Source organism: Pseudomonas fluorescens, from assembly GCF_001902145.1.
Taxonomy (GTDB): Bacteria; Pseudomonadota; Gammaproteobacteria; order Pseudomonadales; family Pseudomonadaceae; genus Aquipseudomonas; species Aquipseudomonas fluorescens_BV.
In genome coordinates this window covers 357,285-382,706 of the sequence record NZ_MRST01000025.1, presented here as the reverse complement: position 1 = coordinate 382,706, position 25,422 = coordinate 357,285, and the positions used below count along the sequence as shown (strand labels likewise).

Sequence of the window (25,422 nt, the reverse complement as noted above, 5' to 3'; positions counted from 1 at the left end):
GATGCGCGGCGAATTCTTGGCAGGTTTGCCGCCCCATCTGGCTCATTCACTAGGTTCTACACCCATGCGTCGTACCCTGATTTCCATCTGTGTGCTCCAGGCGTTTTCCCCCTTCACGTGGGCAGAGCAGGTGCCTGCCGAGAACGCCAGTATCGAGCTGCAAGCGACCAATGTCACCGCCACCGCGGACCTTGAATCAGCCCAGGGCCCGGTGCAGGGCTACCGTGCCACACGCTCAGCCAGTGCGACGCGCACCGACACCGCCATTCATGAAACCCCGCAGTCCATCAGCGTAGTGTCCAAGGACGTGGTCGAAGACCTCGGTGCCACGCGCCTGCAGGATGCCCTCGATTACGCGGGCGGCGTGGGCCGCGCCAACAATTTCGGCGGCCAGGGCCTGACCACCTTTACCGTGCGCGGCTTCACCACCGGTGAGTTCTACCGCAACGGCTTCCCGATCAACCGCGGTTACCCGAACATGCCGGACGCCAACACCATCGAGCGTCTTGAAGTATTGCGCGGCCCCGCGACCATGCTCTACGGCCGTGGCGACCCGGGCGGCACCTTCAATGTGGTGTCCAAGCAGCCGCTGGCCGAACGCACCGTCACCCTGGGCAGCCAGCTCAATGATCAGGGCATGAAACGCGGCACCCTGGATGCCTCCGGCCCGCTGGACGAAGAAGGTCGCCTGGCCTATCGCCTGAACGTGGTGGGCGAGGGCGGCGACACCTTCCGCGATCACGTCGAGACGGAACGCTACGGCGTGACGCCGGTGATCACCTGGCAGGCCACCGATGACACCAAGGTGACCTTCGAAGGCGATTTCATGCGCAACAACCACCCGCTGGACCGTGGCCTGACGCGCTTCCCCAACCAGCGCGCCACGCCCTCGCGTGATACGTTCTGGGGCGACAAGGACGCTGGCAAGCTGCACAACGACAACAACATGGCGCAGTTGCGTTTCGAGCATGCACTGAGCGACAACTGGACCCTGGGCGGCGGTTTCCAGTGGTTGGACGGCAGCTTGAAAGGCAATGCCATCGAAGCCAACGGGCCGGGCAGCCTGGGCGCTGATGGCCGCACCCTGCAACGCAACTTCAATTACCGCAAGCTGGAATGGACCGACAAGGACTATCAGCTCAACCTGACCGGGCACTTCTCCACTGGCGGCTTCGATCACACCTTGCTCACCGGTATCGAGTACGAGGATTACGACTACAAGTCGATCATCCAGCGTTCCAGCGCCGCGGCGGGCACCTATCCAATCGACATCTTTGACCCGGTGTACGGTCAAACCCGTCCGGCACTGACCCGCACGCCCACCCACGATAAGGAAAACCTCAAGACCTACGCCGCTTTTGTACAGGACCAGGTCGCGCTCACCGAACGCCTGAAAGTGCTGGCCGGTGCCCGCTTTGAGCGTTTCGAGCATGATTACCAGAACTATGTAGGTAAAAGCTGGCAGGCCGCCGACAACGCCGTCACCCCGCGTGTGGGGGTGATTTACGACCTCACCGACACCGTCGCGGTCTATGCCGATGCCGCACGTTCGTTCAAGCCCAACACCGGCGCCAGCCGCGAAGGCGGTGGTTTTGCGCCGGAGAAAGGCAAGTCCTACGAGATGGGCATCAAGTGGGAAGCGCTGGAACGGCAGTTGAGCGTGGATGCGGCGATCTATCAGATCGAGAAGAAAAACGTGCTGACCACCGACCCCGTGGACAATACCTTCAGTGTCGCGGCGGGCCAGGTGCGCAGTCGTGGATTTGACCTGAACGTGGCGGGCAATCTCACCCCCGAATGGCGCGTGATCGGTGGCTACGCCTATGTGGATGCCGAAGTCACCCGTGACAACACTTTGCGTTCCGGCACACGCTTGATGAACATCCCGCGCAACAGTTTCAGCCTGCTCAACGTCTATGAGTTCCAGGACGGCGCGCTCAAAGGCCTGGGCCTGGGCGCCGGCGGCAAGTACGTCGACCAACGCGCCGGCCAGACCGCCAACACGGCATTCTCCATGGACGCCTACACGGTGGTCGACCTGCTCGGTTACTACAAAGTCAACGAACAGGTACGCCTGAATCTGGACGTCAAAAACCTGTTCAACCGTGAATATGAGGAAGGCGCGTTCGGCAATATCTACGCCTACCCCGGCGCACCGCGAACCGTGCAGGTGGGCATCGCCTATACCCTGTGACGAACAGCCTGCGATGGCGGCCTGCCAGCCGACGCCTATCTACCTGACACCCAGCGATCCAACTGTGGGAGCTGGCTTGCCTGCGATGACGGCCCGCCAGCCGATGCCTATCTACCTGACACCCCACAGTCTGATTGCGGCGCGTCAGTTAGGTCTGTGTCGGCTGCCAGATCGTCGCGGGAGCAAGCTCCCTCGCCACAGGGGCCTGCATCAGCTTCACCTGTCAGGTTTGACAGTAGACACTGGCGGGCGATCGAGGGATGTTTGCTCGTAACGTGCCAGCGCAGCGGTCGGCGCTCATTGCTTTTCGAAGCCACGCTTAATAGGGATATTAAAAATGGAACGGGAACTGATCGAGAAAGCTGAAGACCTGATCAAAAAGACCAACGATGCCGAGCGTCTGTTCACCCGATATGCCACCAAGTGCTACACGTCAGCCTTGCAAAAATATGCCAAGGAGATCAGCGAAACCTCCTATACCTATCTACTGGCCGAGCTGGCCGAAAGTTCGCTGAGTTCGGAAATTCTAGGCCGGCCAGGCGCCAATATCAGCCTGGTCAGGATCGAAATAGAGGAGGTCATGCTCGAAGCCGATGTCATCAAGAAACTGAAGCGGGCCGAAACCCATTACCTGGAAACCCTGGAATCGGTGCGCAAGTTCGAAGACCTTAAGCGCTTCGAGAAAATGCAGGACACGTCCGATATCGTCCGCTCGATAAAACTCGGTGTGTCACGTTTCAATATCCTGTTTGTCATCTTGCTGATCGGTGGGTTGACCTGGGCGGCGATCAATTTGCCTAAAGAAGCCTTGGCGTTGATTTCGGCTGCGATCGGCGGGGCCATCACCCACTTGCTGTCCGAGCGCCAGGCCGTGCTGGCGCTGAAAAAAGAGGGCGATAACACCTGCCCCAGGGCCAACAATAACAATCAGGAATGACGCGGGCTCACAACGGCGTCAACACATTCATCACCGTATCCAGCGCCACTCGGGTGTCATCCAGTTGCACCAGTGACGCATGCCGCGCACCCAGGGCATCGCGGTTCTGGATCGCCGTGAGGATCGCTTTGTGCCGAGGCAGACTCAGGCCCTGGATATCCGGACGGCGGTTGGTGATGTTGATCGACTCGCGCAACGGCAGCGAGAGCATGTTGCACATATAGGCGAGCAGGTCGTTGCGGGTGGCATCGGCAATGGCGCGGTGGAAGTCCAGGTCGGCCTGTAACAGGTCCTCGTGGGTCTTGGCGGTTTCCATGCCCTGGTAGGCTTGTTCGATGGTGGCGATGTCTTCATCGGTGGCGGTGGTCGCGGCCATGGCGGCGATCTCCGGTTCGAGGATGCGGCGCACCCCGGCCAGGGTGTTGAAGAACTCGCTGTGGGGCGTGGACTGCATCAACCAGGACAGCACGTCCGGGTCGAGCAGGTGCCATTTCAAGCGTGGCCGTACCACCGCGCCCACCCGTGGCTTGGAATACACCAGGCCCTTGGCGCTGAGCACCCGCGTGGCTTCGCGCAATACCGAGCGGCTGACCTGGTATTCCTCGCACAGCGTGGCTTCCATGGGCAAGCGTTCTTCAGGCTTGAAGCGACCGGAAACGATGTGCATGCCCAAGTCCTGAACGATCTGGGCATGCTGGCTCTTGCGCGGCTTGGGCGGCTGGTGATCCATAACGACGGGGAGGCTCTGGCTTAGATTCGCCGCATCATAGCATCCCGATTAGTGGGAATGCCGTGGGACTTCGGCGCCACGGCAGCCCACCAGGAAGTCAAAGTCGCAGCCTTGGTCGGCCTGCAGCACATGGTCGATGTACAGCTGGCGATAGCCGCCGACGATGAGGTTCTGCGCGGGGGGCAGGTCGGCCATGCGCGCCGCCAGTTCGGCGTCGGGGATATCAAGATGCAGGCGGCCATTGGCGCAATCGAGTTCGATCCAGTCACCTTCCTTCACTGTCGCCAACGGCCCGCCGGCAGCGGCTTCGGGTGCCACGTGCAACACCACGGTGCCGTAGGCGGTGCCGCTCATGCGTGCATCGGAAATGCGCACCATGTCCGTCACGCCCTGGGCCAACAGCTTGGCGGGCAGGCCCATGTTGCCGACTTCGGCCATGCCGGGGTAACCCTTGGGGCCGCAGTTTTTCATGACCAGGATCGAGTTGGCATCCACGTCCAGCTCCGGGTCGTTGATGCGTGCCTTGTACATGTCGAAGTTCTCGAACACCACTGCGCGGCCACGGTGTTGCATCAGTTCGGCGCTGGCGGCAGACGGCTTGAGCACCGCACCCAACGGCGCCAGGTTGCCGCGCAACACGCAGATGCCGCCGTCGGCGCGGATCGGGTTGTCCAGGGTGCGGATCACTTCGTCCTGGCCGTAGATCGGCGAATCCTTGGTGTTCTCGCCCAGGGACTTGCCGTTGACCGTCAAGGCGTTCGGGTGGGGGATCAGGTTGGCCTCACCCAGGCGACGCAGCACCGCGGGCAGGCCGCCGGCGTAGTAGAACTCTTCCATCAGAAAGCGCCCGGAGGGCTGCAGGTCGACGATGGTCGGCATGCCGCGGCCGATGCGGGTCCAGTCATCCAGGTCGAGTTCGACGCCGATGCGCCCTGCGATGGCTTTCAAGTGGATCACGGCGTTGGTCGAGCCGCCGATGGCCGCGTTCACGCGGATAGCGTTTTCAAACGCCTCCTTGGTGAGGATTTTCGACAGCTTCAAATCCTCACGCACCATCTCCACGGCGCGCATGCCCGACATGTGCGCCAGTACATAGCGACGTGCATCCACTGCCGGAATCGCCGCGTTGTGGGGCAGGGAAGTGCCCAGCGCCTCGGCCATGCAGGCCATGGTGGAGGCCGTGCCCATGGTGTTGCAGGTGCCCGCCGAGCGCGACATGCCGCCCTCGGCCGCGAGGAAGTCATCCAGGGTGATGGTGCCGGCCTTGACCTGTTCGCTGAGCTGCCACACCACTGTGCCCGAGCCGATGTCCTGGCCCTTGTGCTTGCCGTTGAGCATCGGTCCGCCGGTGACCACGATGGCCGGCACATCACAACTGGCCGCGCCCATCAGCAGCGCCGGGGTGGTCTTGTCGCAGCCGGTGAGCAGTACCACGCCATCAATCGGATTACCGCGAATCGCTTCTTCCACATCCATGCTCGCCAGGTTACGCGTGAGCATGGCGGTAGGGCGCAGGTTGGATTCGCCATTGGAAAACACCGGGAACTCCACCGGGAAGCCTCCGGCCTCGATCACGCCACGCTTGACGTGCTCGGCGATCTGGCGGAAGTGCGCGTTGCACGGGGTCAGCTCCGACCAGGTGTTACAGATGCCGATGATCGGCTTGCCATGGAACTGATGGTCGGCAATGCCTTGGTTCTTCATCCAACTGCGGTACATGAAGCCGTTTTTGTCGGCGGTACCGAACCACTGGGCAGAGCGTAGGCCGGGCTTTTTGTCAGGCATGATCGTTTCTCTTATTGTATGACTATATGTTCTATGCGTGCTTAAACATAAGCGCAAAATCGCCGCTTTGGAAGTGTTGTTTTGCAAATAGTCATACTATATAGTCGATGTTAACTGAGGTATGACCCTGGCGAATTTCGCCAGAGGCGTCCCCCGAGCTTCTATAAAAACAACAATCGGAGATCGACCCCATGAGCCAGGAACTGCGGCTTATTCGGCGCATCACGCTGAAACTGATTCCCTTCCTGATCCTGCTGTACCTGATCGCCTACGTGGACCGTTCCGCCGTGGGGTTCGCCAAGCTGCACATGGGCGCTGACGTGGGCATCGGTGACGCCGCCTATGGCCTCGGTGCCGGGTTGTTCTTCATTGGCTATTTCCTGTTCGAGATTCCCAGCAACCTGATGCTCGACCGCTTCGGCGCGCGGCGCTGGTTTGCGCGCATCATGATCACCTGGGGCGCCATCACCATCGGCATGGCGTTCGTGCAGGGGCCGCACAGCTTCTATGTGATGCGCTTTCTGCTGGGCGCGGCGGAGGCGGGGTTCTTTCCCGGCGTGCTGTACTACATTACCCAGTGGTTCCCGGTGCGCCATCGCGGCAAGATCCTCGGGCTGTTCATCCTCTCCCAACCTATTGCAATGATGATCACCGGCCCAGTGTCCGGCGGTTTGCTTGGCATGGACGGCATCCTTGGCCTGCATGGCTGGCAGTGGCTGTTCATCGTGATCGGCACCCCGGCGATCCTGCTGACCTGGCCGGTGCTGCGTTACCTGCCGGATGGCCCCCAGAAGGTCAACTGGATGAGCGAGGAAGAAAAAGCCTGGCTCACCGGCGAGCTGCACAAAGACCTGCAAGCCTACGGCCAGACGCGCCATGGCAACCCTTTGCATGCGCTCAAGGACAAGCGCGTGTTGCTGCTGGCGCTGTTCTACTTGCCGGTGACCTTGAGCATCTACGGCCTTGGCCTGTGGCTGCCGACCCTGATCAAACAGTTTGGCGGCAGCGACCTCACCACCGGTTTCATCTCCGCCGTGCCCTATATCTTCGGCATCATCGGCCTGTTGATCATCCCGCGCAGCTCCGACCGCTTGAACGACCGTTACGGCCATCTCGCCGTGCTCTATGTACTGGGCGCCATCGGCCTGTTCTGCAGTGCCTGGCTCACGGTGCCAGTGCTGCAAATGGCCGCACTGTGCCTGGCGGCGTTTGCCATGTTTTCCTGCACCGCCGTGTTCTGGACCCTGCCGGGGCGCTTTTTTGCCGGCGCCAGTGCGGCGGCCGGTATTGCCTTGATCAACTCGGTGGGCAACCTCGGCGGCTATATCGGCCCGTTCGTGATCGGTGCGCTCAAGGAGTACACCGGCAACCTGGCCTCAGGCTTGTATTTCTTATCCGGTGTGATGGTGTTCGGGTTGCTGTTGACCTTCGTGGTCTACCGCTTGCTGGAGCGCAAGCACGTGCTGCCCGTCGACCAATTCGCCGCCAGCGCCCGTGGCGCCACACGCACTTAAATCCAGGAGAAGCTGCATGCGTTTAGTTCAGTTCGAGTTGAGCAACGGTGAGCGCCGCGTCGGCGTGGTAGAAGGCAACCAGGTACGCGAAGTGCGCGGCGCCCACAGCGTGCGTGAACTGGCGCTGGCCGCCATCGATGCCGGCGGCAAGTTGCAGCAACAGGTAGAGGCCCTCGGCCTGGGCGCCAGCCATGACTACGCCGCCTTGTTGGCGGAACACAAAATCCTGCCCCCGCTGGACCACCCGGACCCGGCCCACATGCTGATCAGCGGCACCGGCCTCACCCACCTGGGCAGTGCCTCGGCCCGCGACAAGATGCACCAGCAGGCTGGCGACGACAGCGCGATGACCGACACCATGCGCATCTTCAAATGGGGCGTGGAGGGCGGCAAACCCGCCGCTGGCCAACCGGGCGTGCAACCGGAGTGGTTTTACAAAGGCGATGGCAGCATCGTCGTGCGCCCGGGCCAGGCCTTCCCGGTGCCGCCGTTCGCCGAAGACGCCGGCGAAGAGCCGGAAATCGGCGGCCTCTACGTGATCGGCCACGACCGCAAACCCTATCGCCTGGGCTTTGCGGTGGGCAACGAGTTCTCCGACCATGTGATGGAGCGCAAGAACTACCTGTATCTGGCCCATTCCAAGCTGCGCAGTTGCAGCTATGGCCCGGAGCTGCGTGTGGGCGAACTGCCCGAGCATCTGGCGGGCACCAGCCGCATCCTGCGCAATGGCGAAGTCATCTGGCAGAACGAATTCCTCAGCGGCGAGGCCAATATGTGCCACAGCCTGGAAAACCTCGAATATCACCACTTCAAATACAGCCAGTTCCTCAAGCCGGGCGATGTGCACATTCACTTCTTCGGCACCGCCACCTTGTCATTCGCCGACGGTATACGTACCCAGCCGGGCGATGTGTTCGAGATCAGCCAGGCCGAGTTCGGCGCGCCGTTGATCAACGGTATCGGCAGCAGCGATGCGGCATTTGAACCCGGCCAAGTCACCCCCCTTTAAGGAGATCAACATGACCCAGTTCCTCGGCCACAACTACATCGGCGGCCAGCGCAGCGCCAACGGCAGCATCAAGCTGCAAAGCATCGATGCCGCCACCGGCGAAGCCTTGCCCCAGGATTTCTACCAGGCCACACCGCAAGAGGTCGATGCCGCCGCCAAGGCCGCCGCCGCTGCGTATCCGGCGTTCCGTGCGCTGAGTGCCGCGCGCCGTGCGCAGTTCCTGGATGCGGTGGCCGATGAGCTGGACGCCTTGGGCGATGACTTCGTCGAACTGGTCTGCCGCGAAACCGCATTGCCGGCCGCACGCATCAAAGGCGAACGCGGGCGCACCAGCGGCCAGATGCGTTTGTTCGCCACCGTGCTGCGCCGGGGTGACTTCTACGGGGCGCGTATCGACAAAGCCCTGCCAGAGCGCCAGCCGCTGCCGCGCCCGGACCTGCGCCAATACCGCATCGGCCTCGGCCCGGTGGCGGTGTTCGGCGCCAGCAACTTCCCCCTGGCGTTTTCCACCGCCGGCGGTGACACCGCCGCCGCGCTGGCCGCCGGATGCCCGGTAGTGTTCAAGGCCCACAGCGGGCACATGGCGACCGCCGAGCGCGTGGCCGATGCGATCATCCGCGCCGCCGAGGCCACCGAGATGCCGGCTGGTGTGTTCAATATGATCTTTGGCGGCGGCGTCGGCGAAGCGCTGGTCAAGCACCCGGCGATCCAGGCGGTGGGTTTTACCGGTTCGCTCAAAGGCGGCCGCGCCCTGTGCGACATGGCCGCGGCGCGCCCGCAACCGATCCCGGTGTTTGCCGAGATGTCGAGCATCAACCCGGTGATCGTACTGCCCCAGGCGCTGCAAGCCCGCGTCGAAAGCATTGCCCGCGACCTGACCGCATCGGTGGTACAAGGCTGCGGCCAGTTCTGCACCAACCCAGGCCTGGTGATCGGTATCGCCTCGCCTGCGTTCACCGCGTTCACACAACAGGTCGCGCAATTGATCGGCGAGCAACCGGCGCAAACCATGCTGAATGCCGGCACCCTGGGCAGCTACGGCAAGGGCCTGGAAAAACTCCGGTCTCACCCGGGCATCCAGCATCTGGCGGGCAGCGCGCAGTCGGGCAACCAGGCGCAACCGCAACTGTTCAAGGCGGATGTACGTCTGTTGATTGACGGCGATGAAGTGCTCCAGGAAGAAGTCTTCGGCCCCACCACGGTGTTCGTCGAAGTGGCCGACCAAGCTCAACTCAGCGCCGCCCTGCAGGGGCTGCACGGGCAACTGACGGCCACGATCATCGGTGAATCGGCCGACCTGCAACAGTTCGCCGAACTCACGCCCCTGCTGGAACAGAAAGTCGGGCGCATCCTGCTCAACGGTTACCCCACTGGCGTGGAAGTGTGCGATTCCATGGTTCACGGCGGGCCGTACCCGGCGACTTCCGACGCCCGTGGCACCTCGGTCGGCACCTTGGCCATCGACCGTTTCCTGCGCCCGGTGTGCTTCCAGAACTACCCTGATAGCCTGCTGCCCGAGGCGTTGAAAAACGCCAACCCCTTGCGTATCCAGCGGCTGGTGAATGGCACGCCATCGCGCGAATCGCTGTAACTGATCAGGAGGTTTCATGTCGTTGAGCGCAGTCACCCCGCACCGTGCCCGGTTGGGCGAAGGGCCGTTCTGGGATGTACCGACCCAGGCCCTGTATTGGGTGGATATCGCCGCCCGTCAGGCGCTGCGTCTGATGGGTGGGCAATTGCAGGTGTGGCAATTGCCTGAGCACGTCTCGGCGTTCATCCCCTGTCAAAGCGGTGATGCGCTGGTGACCTTGAGCAGCGGCGTGTATCGCCTGGATTTGGTCACCGAAGCCTTGACCCTGCTGTGCGTAGCCGACCCACAAACGGGCAACCGCGGCAATGAAGCACGCTGCGATGCCCAGGGCCGGCTGTGGTTGGGCACCATGCAGAACAACATTGGCGAGCAGGGCGAAGACCTGCCGATTACCCGGCGCTCCGGTGGCTTGTTTCGCATCGATGCCGATGCGCGGGTCACGCCATTGCTGGCGGGCCTGGGCATTCCCAACACCTTGCTCTGGAACGAGGCGGGCAGCCAGGTGCATTTCGGCGACAGCATGGACGGTACGCTCTATCAGCATTCGATCCAGGCTGACGGCCAACTCGGCGCCGCCCAGGCCTGGTTCGGGCCGCACACACGCGGCGGGCCGGATGGCTCGGCCATGGACGCCGACGGCTACATCTGGAACGCGCGCTGGGACGGCAGTTGCCTGCTGCGGCTAACGCCCTCAGGTGAGGTGGATCGCATTATCGAACTGCCGGTCAGCCGTCCCACCAGTTGCGTGTTCGGTGGGCCCGAGCTCACCACGCTTTACATCACCAGCGCCGCGAGCCCATTGGATCACCCCCTTGATGGTGCGGTATTGGCCATTGAGGTCGACGTGCCAGGCAAGCCCTGTCACCGCTTTGCCGGATAACGTGTAGGAGCGGGCTTGCCCGCGAAAAACGTCAACGATAACGCGTTCATGCTGGATGAACGCGTCGCCCTCGGGTTTTTCGCGAGCAAGCTCGCTCCTACAAAGTTCTACCTAAAACAACAACAAGGAGTCACCCGTATGAATCGTCGTCGTGGTTTGCGTTCCCTGTGCTGCGCCGCTGTGGCGGTCTCGGCCATGAGCTTGAGCGGTCTGTTGCTGGCCGCTGAAGAAATAAAGATCGGTTTTCTGGTCAAGCAGGCCGAAGAGCCCTGGTTCCAGACGGAGTGGGCGTTTGCGGAAAAAGCCGCCCAGGACAAAGGCTTCAAACTCATCAAGATCGCGGTGCCAGACGGCGAGAAAACCCTCTCGGCCATCGACAGCCTGGCCGCCAACGGCGCCAAAGGCTTCGTGATCTGCCCGCCGGACGTGTCCCTGGGCCCGGCCATTGTCGCCAAGGCCAAGGTCAACGGCTTGAAAGTGATGGCCGTGGATGATCGCTTTGTCGATGCCAAGGGCAACTTCATGGAAGACGTGCCGTACCTGGGCATGGCCGCGTTTGAAGTGGGCCAGAAGCAGGGCGCCGCCATGGCCGCCGAAGCGAAAAAACGCGGTTGGGACTGGAAGGACACCTACGCGGTGATCAATACCTTCAACGAACTCGACACCGGCAAGAAACGCACCGACGGCTCGATCAAATCCCTGGAAGAGGCTGGCATTCCTAAAGATCACATCCTCACCGCCCCACTGAAAACCCTCGACGTGCCAGGCAGCATGGACGCCACCAACTCGGCACTGGTCAAGCTGCCGGGTAGCGCGAAAAACCTGATCATCGGCGGCATGAACGACAACACCGTGCTCGGCGGCGTGCGCGCCACCGAAAGTGCCGGTTTCGCCGCAGCCAATGTGATCGGTATCGGCATCAATGGCACCGACGCCATCGGCGAATTGAAGAAAGCCAACAGCGGCTTCTTCGGCTCGATGCTGCCCAGCCCGCACATTGAAGGCTACAAAACCGCTGAGATGATGTACGAGTGGGTCACCCAGGGCACCGAGCCGCCGAAATACACGGCCATGGACGAAGTGACGCTGATTACCCGTGAAAACTTTCAGGCGGAACTGACCAAGATCGGGCTGTGGAAATGACCGCTGCGGCCCTGAGGTTTGACGGCATCGGCAAGACCTTTCCCGGGGTCAAGGCGCTGGATGGCATTTGTTTCACCGCTCACCCTGGGCAGGTGCACGCGCTGATGGGCGAGAACGGCGCAGGCAAGTCGACCCTGCTGAAAATCCTCGGCGGCGCCTACATTCCGTCCAGCGGCACGGTGCAGATCGGCGCGCAGAGCATGGCCTTCAAATGCGCCGCCGACAGCATTGCCAGTGGCGTGGCGGTGATTCACCAAGAGCTGCACCTGGTGCCGGAAATGAGCGTGGCCGAGAACCTGTTCCTCGGGCATTTGCCCACGCGCTTTGGCGTGGTCAACCGGAGCCTGCTGCGCAAGCAGGCCCTGGCTTGCCTCAAGGGTCTGGCCGATGAAATCGACCCCGACGAAAAACTCGGGCGCCTGTCCCTGGGCCAGCGCCAACTGGTGGAAATCGCCAAGGCGCTGTCCCGCGGCGCCCATGTGATCGCCTTTGATGAGCCGACCAGCAGCCTCTCGGCGCGGGAAATCGACCGCTTGATGGCCATCATCACGCGCCTGCGCGAGGAGGGCAAAGTGGTGCTCTACGTGTCCCACCGCATGGAGGAGGTGTTCCGCATTTGCGATGCGGTGACGGTGTTCAAGGACGGCCGCTACGTGCGCACGTTCGAGGACATGAGCACGCTGACCCACGACCAGTTGGTGACCTGCATGGTCGGTCGCGATATCCAGGATATCTACGATTACCGACCGCGTGAGCAGGGCGAAGTGGCGCTCAGGGCGGACGGCTTACTCGGTCCTGGCCTGCGTGAACCGATCAGTTTCCAGGTGCGCAAGGGCGAGATCCTGGGCCTGTTCGGGCTGGTGGGCGCGGGGCGTACCGAGCTGTTTCGCCTGCTCAGTGGGTTAGAGCGCGCCAGTGCCGGCAGCCTGGAACTGTGCGGGCAAGCGCTGCAACTGCGCTCACCCCGCGACGCCATCGCCGCCGGGGTATTGCTGTGTCCGGAGGATCGCAAGAAAGAGGGCATCATTCCGCTGGGCAGCGTCGCTGAAAACATCAACATCAGCGCCCGTGGCGCCCATTCCACCTTTGGCTGGCTGTTGCGCGAAGGCTGGGAGAAAGGTAACGCCGACCGACAGATCCAGGCGATGCGGGTCAAAACTCCGAACGCGGCGCAGAAGATCATGTACCTATCCGGCGGCAATCAGCAGAAGGCCATCCTTGGCCGCTGGCTGTCGATGCCGATGAAGGTCCTGCTGCTGGACGAACCCACCCGGGGGATCGACATCGGCGCCAAGTCAGAGATCTACCAGATCATCCATAACCTGGCGGCCAGCGGCATTGCGGTGATCGTGGTGTCCAGCGATCTGATGGAAGTGATGGGCATCTCCGACCGCATCCTGGTGTTGTGCGAAGGCGCCCTGCGCGGCGAACAACTGCGCGAGCACGCGACTGAATCCAACCTGCTGCAGCTGGCCTTGCCACGCGGCCTGGCGAACTGAGAGACGACCATGACTATCCAAAACAACGCGCTGCCCTCGGCACGCAAACCCCTCGATATGCGCGCATTGCTCGATAACTGGGCGATGCTCTTGGCGGCGGTGGGCATCTTCGTACTGTGCGCGATGCTGATCGATAACTTCCTCTCGCCGCTGAACATGCGCGGTCTGGGCCTGGCTATTTCAACTGTGGGCATCGCCGCGTGCACCATGCTGTTCTGCCTGGCCTCGGGGCACTTCGACCTGTCGGTGGGCTCGGTGATCGCCTGCGCCGGGGTGGTTGCGGCGATTGTGATGCGCGATACCGACAGCGTCATGCTGGGCATTGGCGCAGCGCTGCTGATGGGCCTGATAGTGGGGTTGATCAATGGCATCGTGATTGCCAAGTTGCGGGTCAACGCCTTGATCACCACCCTGGCGACCATGCAGATCGTGCGCGGCCTGGCTTACATCTTTGCCGACGGCAAGGCGGTAGGTGTGTCCCAGGAGCAATTCTTCGTGTTCGGCAACGGCCAATTGTTTGGTGTGCCGGTGCCGATCCTGATCACCATTGTCTGCTTCCTGTTCTTCGGCTGGCTGCTCAACTACACCACCTATGGGCGCAACACCATGGCCATTGGCGGTAACCCTGAAGCGGCGCTGCTGGCGGGCGTGAACGTTGACCGCACCAAGATCCTGATCTTTGCCGTGCACGGCCTGATTGGCGCGCTGGCTGGAGTGATCCTGGCTTCGCGCATGACCTCCGGCCAGCCGATGATCGGCCAGGGCTTCGAGCTGACCGTGATCTCGGCCTGCGTGCTGGGTGGGGTGTCGCTGAGCGGCGGCATCGGCATGATCCGCCATGTGATTGCCGGGGTGTTGATTCTGGCGATCATCGAGAATGCGATGAACCTGAAGAACATCGACACGTTTTACCAGTATGTGATTCGGGGCTCGATCCTGCTGTTGGCCGTTGTCATCGACCGCATGAAACAGCGCTGATCCCAGCCATCAGATCAATGTAGGAGCGAGCTTGCTCGCGAAAAACGTCAACGATAACGCGTGTTCTCTGAACAAACGCGGTGCCTGTGAGTTTTTCGCGAGCAAGCTCGCTCCTACAGTTTTAATCGGCGGTGAACTTGAAGAGGGTGTGCTGGGTGTAAGTCTGACCTGGATTCAAGCGTGTTGAGGCAAAGCCTGGTTGGTTAGGCGCATCGGGAAAGTGCTGGGTCTCCAGAGTAAACCCACTCCAATGCTGATAGGTCTTGCCGCCTTTGCCCTTCACCGAGCCGTCCAGGAAGTTGCTGGTATAGAACTGTACGCCGGGCTCTGTGGTGTAGAGCTGCAAACGCCGCCCCGATTCAGGGTCATGCACCTCGGCGGCCAGTTGCTTGATGTCCCCTTTGGTATCCAGCGCCCAGTTGAAGTCGAAGCCACCCTGTTTCGGCTCGGCGAATTTGAGCTGCGGATGGTCGTCCTTGATGTGCTGGCCGATGGTGGTCGGTGTCAGGAAGTCCATCGGCGTGCCCTTGACCGGCGCGAGCTCACCGGTGGGAATCAAGGTGGCATTCACTGGTGTGTAGTGGCTGGCGTGCAAGGTGGCGACCTGCTTGAGAATGTCGCCGTTGCCCGCGCCGGCCAGGTTGAAGTAGCTGTGGTTGGTGAGGTTGAGCACCGTGGGTTTGTCGGTGGTGGCGGTGTAGTCGATGTGCAGTTCGTTGTTGTCGTTGAGGCGGTAGGTGACCTCGGTCTTCAAGTTGCCTGGAAAGCCCATTTCTCCGTCCTTGGACAGGTAGGTGAGGGTGACGCCCACCGAATCTTTGTCCTTGACCGATTTGGCTTGCCACACCTGCTTGTCGAAGCCTTGGGCGCCGCCATGTAATGAGTTGGGGCCATCGTTGAGCGGTACCTGGTAGCGTTTGCCGTCGAGTTCGAAGGCGCCGCCGGCCAGGCGGTTGCCGAAGCGGCCAATGGTCGCGCCGAAAAACGCGGTACCGGCTTGATAGCCTTGCACGTCATCGAAGCCCAGCACCACGTCGTCGAGCTTGCCGTGTTTGTCGGGCACCTTGAGCGACTGCAGCACACCGCCGTAGGTGATCACCGTGGCTTGCATGCCATGGCTGTTGCGCAATATGTACTGTTCGACGGCGGTGCCGTCATTGGTTTTGCCGAAGGGTTTGTGTTCGCTGCTAAGCCCGGCGGATTGCGCGCCGCCGCTGGCGATCAGCATGGACAGCGCGAGGCCGGACAGCAGGTATCGAGGGTGCTTCATGGTCGAACTTCCTTTTGTTGTTTTGCTGGAATAGTTCTACTAATTTGAGATATTTTGTCGATATGACAGCAGATTTATAGCCTTTAACGTCGTTCTTGCAAAATAAAATAAGACTAATTAAGCGGAGCACTGATTGTTATGACTACCCAGCAAGCGATTTATCCCGACCTCAAGGGCAAAACCGTGCTGGTTTCCGGCGGCGCCTCGGGGATTGGTGAATTCATGGTGCGGGCCTTCGCCGCGCAGGGTGCCAAAGTGGCGTTTGTGGACCGTGCACAGAGCCAGGGTGAACGCCTGGCGGCGCTGCTGAACTCCAAAGGGCAGAGTGTCGAGTTCGAGTGCTGCGATATCACCGACGAGATCGGCTACCGCGCGGCGATCGGGCGCTTCGAGCATTCCCTGGGGCCGATTACGGTACTGGTCAACAATGCAGCGAACGATGTGCGCCACAGCCTGGAAGAAATCGACTCGCACATGTTCGACCAGCTCATTGCGGTCAACCTCAAGCACGCCTTCTTTGCCGGCAAGGCGGTGGTGCCGATGATGAAAGAGGCCGGTGGCGGTTCGATCATCAACCTGGGCTCGGTGGGCTGGATGATGGCCTCGGCCGGCTACCCCGTATACGCCGCCAGCAAGGCTGCCGCCCACGGCATGACCCGAGCCCTGGCGCGTGAACTGGGGCCCAACCGTATCCGCGTCAACACCTTGGTGCCGGGTTGGGTGATGACCGAAAAACAACTGGCCATGTGGGTCGACGACGCCGCCAAGGAACTCATCGCTCGCAGCCAGTGCCTGCCCGGTAGCGTGATGCCGGAGCACATCGCCAACATGGCGCTGTTTTTGGCCTCGGATGCCTCGGCGATGTGCTCGGCGCAGAACTTTATCGTTGACGGGGGTTGGGTGTAGCGACGCGAACAGGGCTCTGTGTAGGAGCGAGCTTGCTCGCGAAAAACGTCAACGATAACGCGTGCAGCCTGAATAACCGCGGCGCCTGTGAATTTTTCGCGAGCAAGCTCGCTCCTACACATTAGGGCGAGTTCATTCGATTGGGTAACGCTTGAATGCCGGGTGCTGCTCCAGGCGTTCAGCATGGCGCTTGAGGTTGGGGAAGGCATCGGCCTTTACCACTGAGGCCACAGTGAACTGGCTGAACGACCAGGCGACTGCTGCGGTAATGGAAGCCTGGGTCAGCGCTTGAGTGTCTGCCAGTTGCTTGTCCAGCAGCGCATAAGCTGCCAGCAATTGCCCGCTGACGCGCTCGATCCACGGCGCATGCAGCTTTTCGGCTGGGCGCAGTTTGTGTTCATAGACGATCTGCACGCTCTTTTCACAGGCCGCGAGGGCCAACCCGAGCAGGTGCAGGTCGTGGGCGCGTGCCGCCGGTTGTTGGGGCAGCAGCTTCTTGTCAGCCGGCGCCAGCGCTTCCAGATAATCGAGGATCAGGCTCGAATCCATCAGCACCGTCCCATCGTCCAGCACCAGGGTGGGTGCCTTGACCACCGGGTTGACCTGGGAAAACTGTGCGAAGGTGCTGAACACCGACAGCGGCTCATGCACAAACTCCATCCCATACAAGTCCAGGGAAATCGCCACGCGGCGTACGTAGGGCGAATCCAGCATTCCGACCAGTTTCATGCAGCCTCCATTGCTTTCGCGATGTCATTGGCTGACGAGATTACGGGGTCACGATCAGGGTGCGCAATACCTGAGGGGGCCGTCGCTACATCGAACTGCGGGCGGCCCCGGGCGGTTGCCCGGTGATGCGCTTGAAGGCGCGGCTGAACGCCGCCTGGGAGGTGTAGCCGAGGCGTTGCGCGACGGTTTCGATGGGCATGCGCTCCAGCGTCAGCCACTGGCTGGCCAGGCGCATGCGCAGTTCCGTGGCGTAGCGCAACGGCGGTATGCCGAGGATGGCCTGGAAGCGATCGGCAAATACCGAGCGCGAGGTATGGCACTGCGCGGCCAGTTGCGCCACGCTCCAATCGCGGCCCGGCTGCTGGTGCAGGGCGAGGAGGGCGCGGGCCAGGCGTGGGTCGCGTAGCGCCGCCACCAGGCCCGAGGCGTTGCCACAGGCGCATTCGACCCAGCCACGTACGATCATCGCCGCCACCACATCGGCCAGGCGCGCCAGGATGCCGGCAAAGCCGATCCGGGCCGTGGAAACTTCCCGCTCCATCACCGCCAGGATCGGCATCAGGCCGGGGTAACGCTGACCTGCGGCATCGATCAGCATCAGTGCCGGCATCAGGTTGCCAAGCCCCTGGATGCTGCCGAGTTCGAACTCCATGCAGGCACTGAACAACAGAGTGCTTGGGACGGTCTCGGGTGATGCATCCACGGCGCAGACCGCGTCCCCCAGCGGTGCGCTGGCGAAATCGCCGATGTCGTGCACATCGGTGTTCGCGTCGGATAACAGTGCATGCGCGCCGCCATGGGCAATGAACACCGCATTGCCCGCCGACAGCTCGAAAAGGTCGCCGTCCTCGCCGCGCAAGGTCGCGTGGCCGGCCGCGAGAAAGTGGAAATAGGCATGGCCGGGCTTGGCGCCAAAGCCCATGCCGAAGTTCGGCCCGGCCTGGATGCGCCGATACTGCACGCCCCGCAGACGCATGCCCCGCAGCAGTTCATTGATCAGGTCGGAAGACAGGGTAAAAGCATCCGCGGCAGTCATGGTCGGGGTTTTGGTCAAAAACTCAAGGGTTTGCATCATAGATCATCCTGCCAGGCAAACCTAGACTGGCCGCCTTGCTAATGACCTGAGGATGACCTGTGATGAGTGAATATGCAGCTCAAGCCCCTGCCGGGGTTGTGACGGAGCCGGCCTGGCTGGCGGTATTTTCTTTGGCGATGGGGGTGTTCGGCTTGCTGACGGCGGAATACCTGCCGGCCAGTTTGTTGACCCCCATGGCCTTGGACCTGGGGGTTTCGCAAGCGCTGGCCGGGCAAGCCGTGACGGTGACGGCGGTGGTGGCGTTGTTCGCCGGCTTGCTGGTGCCCGGCCTGACCCGGGGCATCGACCGACGCGTGGTGCTGTTGGGGTTTTCCACACTGATGATCGCCTCCAACCTGCTGGTGGCGCTGTCTTCCAGCCTGACCGTGCTGTTGTTGATGCGCATCCTGTTGGGCATCGCCCTGGGCGGTTTCTGGAGCATGGCGGCGGCGGTGGCCATGCGCCTGGTGCCCGCGGCGTCCCTGCCACGGGCGCTGTCGATCATCTTCAGTGGGATTGCGGCGGGCACCGTGGTCGCCGTGCCGCTGGGTAGCTACCTGGGTGGCCTGTACGGCTGGCGCAGTGCGTTTATCGCGGCGGCTGCCGTGGGCGTGGTCACCTTGGCGTTCCAGGCGTTCACCCTGCCGCGCCTGGTTCCCAATGGCACCGCGCGCCTGCGCACCGTGCTGGAGGTGCTGCTGCGTCCGGGCATCGCCATGGGCATGTTCGGTTGCGTACTGGTACACACCGCGCATTTCGCGCTGTTCACCTTTATTCGTCCGTTCCTGGAAAGCACTACCGGCGTTGATACCCAAGGGCTGGCCCTGATGCTGCTGGGCTTCGGCGTGGCGAATTTCGTCGGCACCTTGCTCGCCGGTTGGCTACTGGTGCGCCACCCGCGTGGGACATTGGTGTTAATGCCGGTGCTGGTGGGCATTGCGGCACTGGCCCTGGTCTGGCTGCCGGTGTCGCTGCCGGGCCAGGCGTTGCTCCTGGTGCTGTGGGGCATGGCGTTCGGCGGTGTACCGGTGGCGTGGTCCAATTGGGTCGCCCGTGCTGTGCCGGACCAGGCGGAAAGTGCCGGCGGCATGGTGGTCGCATCGGTGCAGTCGGCGATTGCCGCAGGGGCTGCCGGTGGCGGGTTGATGTTCAGCGTCAGCGGCGTTGCTGGGGTGTTTGTCGGCGCGGGCGTGTTGAGTTTGCTCGCGGCCTTGCTTATCGCTCTGCGCGTACAGGTGCCTCGACAAGACGGGGAGACCAGTGTGACGCACCGCCCGTCTTTGGTTTAGTCTGGAACGCTTGGTTGAACGCAATCTCTGAGGAGCAGTGGCATGGCTGACTATGTACCCCCAAAGGTCTGGACCTGGGACACCGAAAGCGGCGGCACCTTCGCCAGCATCAACCGGCCTATCGCCGGTGCTACCCACGATAAAGAGCTGCCGATCGGCAAGCACCCGCTGCAACTGTATTCCCTGGCCACGCCCAATGGGCAGAAAGTCACGATACTGCTTGAAGAACTGCTGGCGCTGGGGCACAGCGGCGCGGAATACGACGCCTGGCTGATCAAGATCGGCGACGGCGACCAGTTCGGCAGTGGCTTTGTGGCGGTGAACCCGAACTCGAAGATTCCGGCGCTGATGGACCACAGCGGCGCCACACCGATTCGCGTGTTCGAATCAGGCGCGATTTTGCAGTACCTGGCCGAGAAGTTCGGTGCGTTCCTGCCCACGGAGCCCGCCGCCCGGGCTGAATGCCTGTCGTGGCTGTTCTGGCAGATGGGCAGCGCGCCTTACCTGGGGGGCGGCTTCGGGCATTTCTATGCCTATGCGCCGAGCAAGATGGAATACCCGATCAACCGCTTCGCCATGGAGACCAAGCGCCAATTGGATGTGCTGGACAAGCGCCTGGCGGTCAGCCAATACATCGCCGGGGATGAATACACCATTGCCGATATCGCGATATGGCCTTGGTACGGTGGGTTGGTCAAAGGCCGTTTGTATGGTGCAGCAGAGTTTTTGTCGGTGCATGAATACGAACATGTGATGCGCTGGGCGGATGCGATTGATGCGCGGCCGGCCGTGCAGCGTGGGCGGCGGGTGAACCGGGTGTCGGGGGATGATCAGTTGCCCGAGCGGCACGATGCGCGTGACCTGGATTGATACGATAACCAGGTAGGAGCGAGCTTGCTCGCGAAAAACGTCAACGATAACGCGTGCTTCCTGGATGAGCGCGGCGCCTGAACGTTTTTCGCGAGCAAGCTCGCTCCTACGGGCCTGCGTTGTTCGACCTATTTGTAGCGCTGCTCGAACACCCCCACCTGCTCAGGCGTGATCAGCTCAAATGGCACCCACACCTGCGCGTCAACCCGCTCGCCCTTGATCATCCGCACCGCCGCTTGCACGGCCTGGGCAGCCTGGGCCTTGGGGTCCTGGAACACTGAGCCCGCCAACAACCCGCGCTTGATCGCCGCCAGGCCATCGGGCAAGCCGTCGATGCCGACAATCGCAATCTCGCCCTTGGCCTTGCCCGCCTGCTGCAAGGCCATCGCCGCGCCAATCGCCATTTCATCGTTGTTGGCGACAATGGCATTGAACGGGGTGCCGGCCAGCAACCAGTTGCTGGTCAGGTCCATGCCCTTGCTGCGCTGCCATTCGGCGCTTTGCTGCTCGACGATCTTGATCCCCGGGTAGTCCTTGAGCACCTGTTTGACCCCCTCGGTGCGATCATGGGTGGCGTTCTGTGCAAGGTCACCCATGATGATCGCCACATTGCCCTTGCCGCCCAGTTTTTGTGCGAGGTAGCGCATCTGCAATTGCCCCGCTTCGATGTCGTTGGAGGCCACCGTGACCACGCCCTCAGGCAGCGTACGCTCATCCGGGTGGCGGTTGACGTACACCAGCGGCGTCTTCGCCGCCACGGCGGCGCGGGTGATGTTGGCGGTGGCAGCGGTGTCTACCGGCAACACGATCACCGCGTCGACTTTCTGGTTGAGAAACCCTTCGACCTGATTGAGCTGGCGCACCACATCGCCCTGGGCGTCTTCGAATTGAATCTGCACGTCCTGGTGTTTCGCTGCCGCCTCCAGGCCGGTGCGCACATAGGTCATGAAGTTATCGTCCACCCGGGCAATGCTCACGCCGATGCGATAGGCGGCGAAGGACCACTGGCTGAACATCAACAACAGCGCGGCCACTAGTAATGAATAACGGTGCATGAGGCTGTTCCTTTTATTGTTATAGGGTGAATGCCTGGCGGAAACGCTCCAGGGCCGACTCGCTGTCGCCGCTGGCCCAGCCCTCCAGGCCGACCACACCGGTGTAACCCATGGCGTGCAAGGCCCGGGCAATGGCCGGGTAGTGGATTTCGCCCGTGCCGGGCTCCTTGCGTCCAGGCACATCAGCGACCTGGATTTCCCCGATGGCGCTGCCAGCGCGCTGGATCAATTCGATCAGGTTCCCTTCGCCAATCTGCGCGTGGTACAGGTCCAGGTTCATCTTCAGATGCGGGCTGCCGACGGCTTCGATCAGGGCCAGGGTGTCGTCGGCACGTGCAAACGGTGTACCCGGGTGATCGACGGCGGTGTTGAGGTTTTCCAACAGGAACACACGGCCGGCGTCTTCACCCAACCGTGCGATTTTTTCCAGGGTTTTGCACGCGCTCAGCCACATGCGCCCGCTGGTCTGGCTGACCGGCTGCACCGGCAGGCCGCCATCGCCCAGGCCGGTGCCGTGCAAGTTGAGGCTGGGGCAATCGAGGCGCGCGGCAATGCCCAGGGATTCGCGGGCACTATCGAGCAGTTGGCGGCTGCCGTCGGGGTCGGTGAGGGTGCCGCTGAGGTAGCCGGTCATCGAGGTGAAGTCCGCGCCCGTCGAGGCCAAGCCCTGAATGTCCTTATCGGCCCAACTCCAGATTTCGGCGCTGAAACCCAGGGCATGAATACGTTTGACCCGTTCGATGAAGGGCAGGTCGAGGAACACCATTTCGGCACTGACGGCCAATTTGAACGGCATCATCAGCGGGCTCCTTGAACGGTCACGGCCTTGCCGGTTTGGTACGACTCAATGCACGCACGGGCAATTGCCAGGGCTGCGCGCGCATCTTCACCACTGGCCAGTGGCTTGGCGCCGCTGCGCAGGCAGTCGACAAAGTGGTTGAGCTCGGCGATGTAGGCGTCGCGCAGCAGCTCGGTGTCCATCCGCTGGGTGTCTGCCTGGATACCCTGGGCCAGGTAGCGCACCAGATCGCAGTCGTTAAGGCTGCCCATGCTCAGCATGCCCTGGCTGCCGAACACTTCGCCGCGCACATCGTAGCCATACACGGCCTGGAAGCTGGCTTCGGCGGTGGCAATGGCGCCGTTGTCGAAGCGCAGGGTGACCACGGCGGTATCGAGCAAGCCTTGGCTTTTGAATTGCGGGGCAATCAGTGCGTCGGCCATCACCTGCACCTGTACCACTTCGGCCTTAGGGTTGAGGTAGCGCAAGGTGTCGAAGTCGTGGATCAGGGTTTCGAGGAAGATCACCCATTGCGGTGAGTTGGCCGGGTTGTTCAGCGCCGGGTCGCGGGTCAGCGAGCGTAGCAGCTGTGGCGTGCCAATACGTCCCGCGGCGATGTCGAGGTGCGCCGTGCGAAAGCTCTTGGCGAAGCGCCGATTGAAGCCGACCTGCAATGGCACCCGTGCATCGGCAGCGGCGGCGATGGCGCGGTCGGCTTCATCCAGGGTAATCGCCATGGGCTTTTCGCAGAAGATGCCTTTGCCGGCGCGGGCGGCACTGATCACAAGCTCGGCGTGGCTACGGGCAGGGGCGGCGATGAGAACACCGTCGATGTCCGGGTCGTCCAGCAGCTGTTGCGGGTCGGTGTAGGCCTTGTCCACCCCCAGCTCTGCTGCCAGGCGTGCGGCCTGGCCTGGAACGGGATCGGCGATGGCGGCGAGGCAGGCACCGGGGATGTGGCGTGCGGCGGTAAGGCCATGGAAGCTGCCCATGCGACCGGCACCGATCAAACCCAGGCGGATGTTCTGTGTACTCATGAAGCGACCCCTTTTGTTGTTGTGGGTCCTCAGGACAGTCCTGAGTGACACAGTGGCAGGAGCAATGCGTGTGCCAATTTATAAGTTATTGATTAATAGTGGATTATTTTTCTATTGAACAAAAAAGTGTTCATATTCATGACATGTCTATACTGGCATGTCGAAAATATGAACATGGATAACCGCAATGTCCCAGGCGTTCAGTGTGCAAGACCTCGAATACCTCACGAGCCTGGGGCCTGCCGCGCTGAACGACGGGCCGATTGCTGCGTTGGAACAGGCGTGGCGCCAATGCCTGACTGGCCAAGTCGTGCGTCCCGACGGGGTGCGCCAGGTCATCTGGGATTCCTGGCGACGCAGTGTCGAGGCGGGGATCGAGCCCGGTAACAGCGACTATCGCTTTGTTGCGCCTCAAGCGCTGGCGGCGACCCTGGCCAACCATCGCGCCCTGATCGCCGCCGCCGCGCAAGTCATGCATGGATTGCTGGCTTACAACCCGCGCGGCCATATCAACCTTACGGATGCCGATGGCACGACCTTGTATTTCTGCGGGCTGGACATCACCCCGGTGGGCAGTCGCCTGCTCGAATCGGTGCAAGGCACCAACTGCACCGGGCTGGCCCTGGCCGAAGATCGCCTGGTCTATGTGCTGGCTGAAGAAAACTTCGCCAGCGGCCTGCGCCAGCGCCACATGCACTGCGCCGCCGCGCCGATCAAGGATACCCAAGGCCAGACCCTGGCCATGCTCACCCTGACCGCCGAGCCCGGCTGGTTTCATTTCCATACCCTGGGCACCGTTCAAGCGGCGGCCGAAGCGGTGTCGCGGCAGATGGCGCTGCAGGTGTTGCTGGAAGAACAACAGGCCGTGCTCGAAGTGCTGAACGAAGGCTTGGTGGTGCTCGATGAGCGTGGTTGCATCAAGGCGCTCAACCGTTATGCGCGGCAACTGTTCGGGGTAGGGCGGGAGTTGATCGGCAGTCCTTTCCAGCGCCTGGGCCGCAGTGAACTGAACGGCGCACTGGGTGAGCCTGTGCGCGACCTCGATTGCACCTTCCACCTGCACGACGGCAGCCAACTCGCCTGCCTCGTTTCGGTATGCCCGCTGGAGCAGGGTGGGGTGATTGTGTCGGTGCGCGAAAATCGCCGTATCCGCGAGATTACCCGGCGTATTATCGGCACCCAGGCCCGCTATACCTTCGAGACCATCCTGGGGACCTCGCGGGCCATACAAGACGCACTGCACCTGGGGCGCATTGCCAGTCGCAGCGAGTCCACCACCTTGATCCTCGGCGAAAGCGGCACCGGCAAGGAACTGTTTGCCCAAGCCATTCATAACGGCAGCGAGCGTTGCAACGGTCCGTTTGTGGCGGTCAACTGCGGCGCGATCCCACGGGACCTGGTGCAGAGTGAACTGTTCGGCCACGTCGAAGGCGCGTTCACCGGCTCGGCCCGGGGTGGGGCGGCAGGCAAGTTCGAACTGGCGGATGGCGGCACCATCTTCCTGGATGAAATCGGCGACATGTCCTTCGACGCCCAGGTCAGCCTGCTGCGTGTTTTGCAGGAGGGTGAAATCACCCGCGTCGGGGCCAAGCATTCGCGGCAAGTAAACGTGCGCATCATCGCGGCCACCCATCGCAACCTGAGCCAGGCGGTGGCCGAGGGCGCGTTTCGTGAAGACCTTTACTACCGACTCAACGTGCTGAACCTGACCGTGCCGCCACTGCGCATGCGCCGTGACGATATCCCACTGCTGGCGCGGCATTTCCTGCAGCGCTGTGCTCGCTCGCTACGCAAAGAGGTGCAAGGTTTCGCGCCGGATGCGTTGGCGTTGCTGTCAGCCCATGGGTGGTCGGGCAACGTGCGGGAACTGGAGAACGTTATCGAGCGTGCGACCAACCTGGCGATGGGCGAGCTGGTTCAATCGGCTGACTTGCCGTTGGAAACCCAGCAACGCATGGCCTTACGCGCCTACTCGCCACAACCCGCACAGGATTTGAGCAGCCATGAAATGCACGCCATCGTTGCCGCGCTCACCAGCACCCGCGGCAACATTCGCCTGGCCGCACAGCAACTGGATGTGTCGCGGGGCGGGCTGTACAACAAGATGAGTCGGTTTGGCTTGAGCGCCGCCGATTTCCGTGAGCGCTGAAACC

Annotated in this window: 21 protein-coding genes; 13 read left to right on the top strand and 8 right to left on the bottom strand. The window is 62.1% G+C overall.

Annotation, left to right across the window (positions count from 1 at the left end):
* Positions 1 to 64: 64 nt before the first annotated feature.
* On the top strand, positions 65 to 2,194 hold the full coding sequence (locus BUE92_RS18190) for a TonB-dependent siderophore receptor (protein ID WP_073525474.1): 2,130 nt from the start codon (positions 65 to 67) through the stop codon (positions 2,192 to 2,194).
* Between the two features lie 337 nt (positions 2,195 to 2,531).
* On the top strand, positions 2,532 to 3,131 hold the full coding sequence (locus BUE92_RS18180) for a hypothetical protein (RefSeq protein ID WP_073525470.1): 600 nt from the start codon (positions 2,532 to 2,534) through the stop codon (positions 3,129 to 3,131).
* A 7-nt stretch (positions 3,132 to 3,138) separates the two neighbouring features.
* Here BUE92_RS18180 and BUE92_RS18175 read toward each other — a convergent pair whose 3' ends face one another.
* Positions 3,139 to 3,861, bottom strand: a complete 723-nt coding sequence (locus tag BUE92_RS18175; protein ID WP_034126739.1) for a FadR/GntR family transcriptional regulator — start codon at positions 3,859 to 3,861, stop codon at positions 3,139 to 3,141.
* 48 nt (positions 3,862 to 3,909) lie between these two features.
* Positions 3,910 to 5,646 (bottom strand): IlvD/Edd family dehydratase, encoded by a 1,737-nt coding sequence (locus BUE92_RS18170; RefSeq protein ID WP_073525468.1) that lies wholly within the window; start codon positions 5,644 to 5,646, stop codon positions 3,910 to 3,912.
* 191 nt (positions 5,647 to 5,837) lie between these two features.
* On the opposite strand from BUE92_RS18170, the gene BUE92_RS18165 reads away from it, so the two are divergent.
* The 7 genes from BUE92_RS18165 to araH all read left to right on the top strand — a co-directional run bounded on the left by BUE92_RS18165 (position 5,838) and on the right by araH (position 14,260).
* Positions 5,838 to 7,160, top strand: coding sequence for an MFS transporter (locus tag BUE92_RS18165; RefSeq protein WP_073525465.1), 1,323 nt, complete (start codon positions 5,838 to 5,840; stop codon positions 7,158 to 7,160).
* 16 nt (positions 7,161 to 7,176) lie between these two features.
* The gene (gene araD1 / locus BUE92_RS18160; protein ID WP_073525464.1) at positions 7,177 to 8,169 is read left to right on the top strand and encodes an AraD1 family protein; all 993 of its coding nucleotides are present in this window, start codon (positions 7,177 to 7,179) and stop codon (positions 8,167 to 8,169) included.
* A gap of 10 nt (positions 8,170 to 8,179) precedes the next feature.
* Positions 8,180 to 9,760, top strand: a complete 1,581-nt coding sequence (locus BUE92_RS18155) for an aldehyde dehydrogenase (NADP(+)) (RefSeq protein WP_073525462.1) — start codon at positions 8,180 to 8,182, stop codon at positions 9,758 to 9,760.
* A gap of 16 nt (positions 9,761 to 9,776) precedes the next feature.
* Positions 9,777 to 10,640, top strand: coding sequence for an SMP-30/gluconolactonase/LRE family protein (locus BUE92_RS18150; protein WP_073525460.1), 864 nt, complete (start codon positions 9,777 to 9,779; stop codon positions 10,638 to 10,640).
* 138 nt (positions 10,641 to 10,778) lie between these two features.
* Positions 10,779 to 11,783 (top strand): substrate-binding domain-containing protein, encoded by a 1,005-nt coding sequence (locus tag BUE92_RS18145; RefSeq protein ID WP_073525457.1) that lies wholly within the window; start codon positions 10,779 to 10,781, stop codon positions 11,781 to 11,783.
* On the top strand, positions 11,780 to 13,282 hold the full coding sequence (gene araG, locus BUE92_RS18140; protein WP_073525455.1) for an L-arabinose ABC transporter ATP-binding protein AraG: 1,503 nt from the start codon (positions 11,780 to 11,782) through the stop codon (positions 13,280 to 13,282). The genes BUE92_RS18145 and araG overlap by 4 nt, the downstream gene beginning before the upstream one ends.
* Positions 13,283 to 13,291: 9 nt before the next feature.
* Complete coding sequence (gene araH, locus BUE92_RS18135) at positions 13,292 to 14,260, top strand: L-arabinose ABC transporter permease AraH (RefSeq protein ID WP_073525454.1); 969 nt, start codon at positions 13,292 to 13,294, stop codon at positions 14,258 to 14,260.
* 121 nt (positions 14,261 to 14,381) lie between these two features.
* On the opposite strand, the gene BUE92_RS18130 is transcribed toward araH, so the two are convergent.
* Positions 14,382 to 15,530 (bottom strand): aldose epimerase family protein, encoded by a 1,149-nt coding sequence (locus tag BUE92_RS18130; RefSeq protein WP_073525452.1) that lies wholly within the window; start codon positions 15,528 to 15,530, stop codon positions 14,382 to 14,384.
* 138 nt (positions 15,531 to 15,668) lie between these two features.
* On the opposite strand from BUE92_RS18130, the gene BUE92_RS18125 reads away from it, so the two are divergent.
* Positions 15,669 to 16,436, top strand: a complete 768-nt coding sequence (locus BUE92_RS18125; RefSeq protein ID WP_073525449.1) for an SDR family NAD(P)-dependent oxidoreductase — start codon at positions 15,669 to 15,671, stop codon at positions 16,434 to 16,436.
* 132 nt (positions 16,437 to 16,568) lie between these two features.
* Here BUE92_RS18125 and BUE92_RS18120 read toward each other — a convergent pair whose 3' ends face one another.
* Together BUE92_RS18120 and BUE92_RS18115 are read right to left on the bottom strand one after the other, a co-directional pair.
* Positions 16,569 to 17,165 carry a glutathione S-transferase family protein gene (locus tag BUE92_RS18120; protein ID WP_073525447.1) on the bottom strand — a complete coding sequence of 199 codons (597 nt, stop codon included), beginning with the start codon at positions 17,163 to 17,165 and terminating at the stop codon, positions 16,569 to 16,571.
* Positions 17,166 to 17,250: 85 nt separating this feature from the next.
* Positions 17,251 to 18,237 carry an AraC family transcriptional regulator gene (locus tag BUE92_RS18115; RefSeq protein WP_073525784.1) on the bottom strand — a complete coding sequence of 329 codons (987 nt, stop codon included), beginning with the start codon at positions 18,235 to 18,237 and terminating at the stop codon, positions 17,251 to 17,253.
* A gap of 65 nt (positions 18,238 to 18,302) precedes the next feature.
* On the opposite strand from BUE92_RS18115, the gene BUE92_RS18110 reads away from it, so the two are divergent.
* Both BUE92_RS18110 and yghU read left to right on the top strand, forming a co-directional pair.
* Positions 18,303 to 19,529 carry an MFS transporter gene (locus BUE92_RS18110; protein ID WP_073525445.1) on the top strand — a complete coding sequence of 409 codons (1,227 nt, stop codon included), beginning with the start codon at positions 18,303 to 18,305 and terminating at the stop codon, positions 19,527 to 19,529.
* Positions 19,530 to 19,571: 42 nt separating this feature from the next.
* Positions 19,572 to 20,399 (top strand): glutathione-dependent disulfide-bond oxidoreductase, encoded by an 828-nt coding sequence (gene yghU, locus BUE92_RS18105; RefSeq protein WP_073525444.1) that lies wholly within the window; start codon positions 19,572 to 19,574, stop codon positions 20,397 to 20,399.
* A gap of 128 nt (positions 20,400 to 20,527) precedes the next feature.
* On the opposite strand, the gene BUE92_RS18100 is transcribed toward yghU, so the two are convergent.
* The 3 genes from BUE92_RS18100 to BUE92_RS18090 are packed head-to-tail and all read right to left on the bottom strand — an operon-like array spanning position 20,528 to position 23,269.
* Positions 20,528 to 21,454, bottom strand: a complete 927-nt coding sequence (locus BUE92_RS18100; RefSeq protein ID WP_073525443.1) for a sugar ABC transporter substrate-binding protein — start codon at positions 21,452 to 21,454, stop codon at positions 20,528 to 20,530.
* A gap of 19 nt (positions 21,455 to 21,473) precedes the next feature.
* The gene (locus BUE92_RS18095; protein ID WP_073525442.1) at positions 21,474 to 22,253 is read right to left on the bottom strand and encodes a TIM barrel protein; all 780 of its coding nucleotides are present in this window, start codon (positions 22,251 to 22,253) and stop codon (positions 21,474 to 21,476) included.
* Complete coding sequence (locus tag BUE92_RS18090; protein WP_073525441.1) at positions 22,253 to 23,269, bottom strand: Gfo/Idh/MocA family oxidoreductase; 1,017 nt, start codon at positions 23,267 to 23,269, stop codon at positions 22,253 to 22,255. The genes BUE92_RS18095 and BUE92_RS18090 overlap by 1 nt, the downstream gene beginning before the upstream one ends.
* Before the next feature lie 187 nt (positions 23,270 to 23,456).
* On the opposite strand from BUE92_RS18090, the gene BUE92_RS18085 reads away from it, so the two are divergent.
* Entirely contained in the window at positions 23,457 to 25,418 is a 1,962-nt protein-coding gene (locus BUE92_RS18085; protein ID WP_073525440.1) for a sigma-54-dependent Fis family transcriptional regulator, read from the top strand.
* The last annotated feature ends 4 nt before the right edge of the window (positions 25,419 to 25,422 follow it).